The 3654-nt window shown below is 34.9% G+C and carries 4 protein-coding genes; all 4 read right to left on the bottom strand.

The genetic code is table 11. From position 1 onward, the window contains the following. Nucleotides 1-365 precede the first annotated feature (365 nt). Nucleotides 366-1109, bottom strand: a complete 744-nt coding sequence (gene aphA, locus ACOX6R_RS07590) for an acid phosphatase AphA (protein ID WP_433448878.1) — start codon at nt 1107-1109, stop codon at nt 366-368. A 356-nt stretch (nt 1110-1465) separates the two neighbouring features. Then, nucleotides 1466-2302: a DnaJ domain-containing protein gene (locus ACOX6R_RS07595; RefSeq protein ID WP_433448879.1), complete on the bottom strand. Its 837-nt coding sequence runs from the start codon at nt 2300-2302 to the stop codon at nt 1466-1468. Further along, nucleotides 2295-2702 carry a metallopeptidase family protein gene (locus ACOX6R_RS07600; protein WP_433448880.1) on the bottom strand — a complete coding sequence of 136 codons (408 nt, stop codon included), beginning with the start codon at nt 2700-2702 and terminating at the stop codon, nt 2295-2297. The genes ACOX6R_RS07595 and ACOX6R_RS07600 overlap by 8 nt, the downstream gene beginning before the upstream one ends. 90 nt (nt 2703-2792) lie before the next feature. Beyond that, on the bottom strand, nt 2793-3584 hold the full coding sequence (locus ACOX6R_RS07605; protein ID WP_433448881.1) for an ABC transporter ATP-binding protein: 792 nt from the start codon (nt 3582-3584) through the stop codon (nt 2793-2795). Nucleotides 3585-3654 lie beyond the last annotated feature (70 nt).

Below are 3654 nucleotides of genomic sequence, written 5' to 3' on the forward strand. Positions count from 1 at the left end.
ATCACTGTAACATCAAAAACTTATACACAAAGCATTACTAATTTATTTAACTACTTTCCTATCTGCTAAATTAATCAGTACAAAATAAATTAAAAAACCATATTAAAGCCTCGCTAATTAAATTTAACTCTACGAACTTTTCTATTATTATAACTATTATCCACGTAACAAAAGCTATTTTTAGCCCATTTTTTTTCATTATTCCCTCTCTTTTAATCGATGAAATAATTTTAATTTCTAGATAAACTCTATATTATTTATTATAAGGCATTTTCTTTAGATTACATCTAAATTGTGAGTTATTGTTTAAATTATATAATAAAAAACCAAGGATTTCTCCTTGGCATGTTAAATATATAAAATTATTAGAACGCAGAGTTTCTAAGCACTTCTTCGCCATATCCTCCTGCTTGTGGTAGTGGCATATTTGTTGAGTTTGGTGCTCTAAATAGTCTTATTGGTCTCGCGCCAGCTTCTCTTGCTGCTAAGACATCGTCGTCGCTATCTCCGTAGTGGATTGATACATTGTGTTTTTTAATGTAGTATGACTTGTCATATTTAAATCCATCTCTTGGAGTTTCGGCAGTATACTCAATTGGGTTTACTTCCTTCATTTCAAAGTAATTTTTTAAGTTATTGGCAGTTTTGTCAAGGTATCCTTCTTTGTACATGCTTCCTCTAGTTCTGCCAGTGATGAAGTAAATATTGTCTCCTCTTTCCATGTGCATCTTGATTAATTCTTTTGCAGAAAGTTTTGGTATTGAGTGTGAGTCCCCTTCGAGTGCAACATAGTCCCAGAATTTTTGATCTTTTAAAAAGTCAAAGCTACCTGGTGTTAGTACAGTCTTTCCGTATTGAAAATATTGGCTTGAGAAAAGTAGAGTGTCGTCAATGTCAAAACTTACATTAATTGGGCCCTTGTCCTTTAATGAGTTTTTGATATCTTCCACTGATACATATCTCACAAAAGCGGCGTCACTTTGTACCGTAACTCCCGGCTGAGTGTACTTAACTTTTGGGCCTGCTGCAAATGTCGCCATTGGCATTGCAAGTGATAGTGATAGTGCAATGGCTGTAGAAACTTTTAATACTTTATTTTTTATTTTCATAATACACCTCCAAGGTGAATATAACATTTAAATAAAGTAATGTAAACTATTTTTTACAATATGTTCTATTATCGTCCAAATTATTTAATCTGTTTTATTATAAAATTAAAAAAACCAAGGTCTTCCTTGGTATGATCTTGGCAAATCTCAAGAAATCTCATCTCATTACAGAAATTGGGAAGGTTCATACTTTTGTAAATCTGAAAAACGCAAACTCGCTTGCGCTCGAACAGTGCGTTTTTCGGGCGATTTACTTCAAGTTGAACTTCCTACAATTTCTTCCATAGGATAAGATTTCTTTGGAGCTTTGCTACTCTATCAAAAGTCCAATTTAAGTTTTCCTTGGTTTTATATTATTAATTGGTACCATTCATACTCTTATATCTCTCGATATTTGAGTCGTTTAAAAATTCATATGCTGCGTTTACCTCTTGGAATTTTTCTTTCGCGCCCGGTTCTTTATTTAAGTCTGGGTGATATTTTTTTGCCATCTTCCTGTAGGCAAGTTTTACTTCATACTTGTCGGCATTGTAATTTACTCCAAGTGTGTCGCAGGCCTTTTCGTATTGCTGTTTAAATCCCATGCCCATGTTTGGCGCATGTCCTTGATTCCCACCGGTGTAGTTTTGGTAATCCCCTGCATTATACCCGCCGAAGTTTCCATTTCCAAAGAAGTCCTCAAAGTCTTCGAAGTTATCGAAAGTTGTCCAAGTAAATCCACCAAATTCTCTAAACCTTTTGTTGAATTCCTCTTCTCTTTTCTTCCTTCTCTCCTCTTCTTGTTTAAGTCTTTCTCTTTCCTTCTTTTGCCAATAGGCGTGGCTGTAGCCGGAGATGTTTTCAAATTCATTTTCTTCCCCATAGAGGTAGTGCTTTGCCCTGTCGTAGAAATATTCTGTCACAGTGTAGTGAGCATATTCTAAAAATGAAACTGAAATTGATCCAAGAGTTGGCACAATTAGAGCCAAAATAATTATTGGGAATACCCAGCTTCTTCCTATGGCGACCCAAGATAGTGGATTTAAGAGTATAAAAATTAACAAACATCCACCCATGGATAGAATTACCAAGAAAAATTGTCTAAGTGTAGAAAATAAATCTACAAAAATATTTACTATTACTATTAATAATGTTAGGAGAACGTCTAGAACTTTGCCGACGCCCCTGAAAAAATGTCCCTTTATTTTATTCATCTTTCATCCTTTTTTTGTAATCTGCTATAAATTTATTGTCCTCCACGACGAGGTCATCTTCATTCGCCAAAAACTCCATGTGATGGCGAAGTTCGTGTAAGAGCACATCACGAAGTTTATCTTTAAGTTCATCTCTACTTAAATATCCATACATCTTCATGAAGGATCCATAATATATTGTAATCATGTTGCCGAGAATGGACCTTTGGTACTCGCCCATAATTATCAAGTGCTTATTTACAGACGCCTCATGATATTTTACATCCTCTGACAAAATTATTCCACCATTTAGGTGATCGAAAGCATACTTTGGAATCTCTTCGCAAATTTCATCTAAGAGTTCTTCTACTTCATCAATTCTAGACATATCGTAATCTATGTAATCACCATCAAAAGGCATTTTGTCACTCCTTTAAAAAAACTCTAAAATCAAACTTCGTTGATTTATAGAGTTAGTTTATCACAATTATTTAATTTTTTCACTCTTAAGCTACAAATACTCCGCCAAAGTTTTACCCGGAACAGAATCCAAAAGTCTTACTGTGTATTCATCCTTTGGATTTTCAAAAATATCTTCGCTTTTTCCATACTCAATTAGCTTTCCACTTTTCATAACAAGCAGGTCATCTGAAATGTGACGAACGACAGAGAGGTCGTGGGATATAAATATTATTCCAAGTCCAAAGTCATCTTGAAGCTGTTCCAAAAGATTTATGATTTGCGCCTGTATGGACACATCAAGAGCAGATGTTGGCTCGTCTGCCACGATAATTTGTGGATCAACTGCAAGAGCTCTTGCAATGGAAATTCTCTGTCTCTGACCACCTGAAAATTCATGAGGGTATCTGTCCATGTGAGCTTTAGTAAGACCACATATTTCCATGGTCTCTAGCACCTTTTTGTCAATTTTCTTTTTGTCTCTTTCTCCCAAAAGATTTCTAATTCCCGATGCAATTATCTCTTTACATGTCTTTCTTGGGTTAAGAGATGAGTAAGGATCTTGAAAGACCATTTGAATGTCTCGTCTAATCTCGCGCAGCTTCCTTTTATCTGCCTTTAGAATATCTATATCTTTATAGATTATCTCGCCTTCTGCATCATTATATAGACCCATTATACATCTTGCAAGAGTGGATTTACCCGATCCACTTTCGCCAACTATGCCGAGAGTCTTTGCTTTATTTAGTTTAAAAGATATATTATCTACTGCCAAAAACTTGTCGTGGCCCTTTTTTTGAAAGGACTTCGATACATTTTTAGCTTCTAAAATAACTTCATTCATTTTATCACCTGTATAAGAAACAGCTAACCTTGTGTCCGTCTATATCAATTTCGTGAGGCACTTCTTTTGT

The sequence above is a fragment of the Peptoniphilus sp. genome (genome assembly GCF_050943655.1).
GTDB lineage: Bacteria > Bacillota > Clostridia > Tissierellales > Peptoniphilaceae > Peptoniphilus_A.

Bases quoted from the DNA above. Each gene is read 5' to 3' on its own strand.
- aphA (WP_433448878.1), bottom strand. From the start codon at position 1,109: ATGAAAATAAAAAATAAAGTATTAAAAGTTTCTACAGCCATTGCACTA.
- ACOX6R_RS07605 (WP_433448881.1), bottom strand. From the start codon at position 3,584: ATGAATGAAGTTATTTTAGAAGCTAAAAATGTATCGAAGTCCTTTCAA.
- ACOX6R_RS07595 (WP_433448879.1), bottom strand. From the start codon at position 2,302: ATGAATAAAATAAAGGGACATTTTTTCAGGGGCGTCGGCAAAGTTCTA.
- ACOX6R_RS07600 (WP_433448880.1), bottom strand. From the start codon at position 2,702: ATGCCTTTTGATGGTGATTACATAGATTACGATATGTCTAGAATTGAT.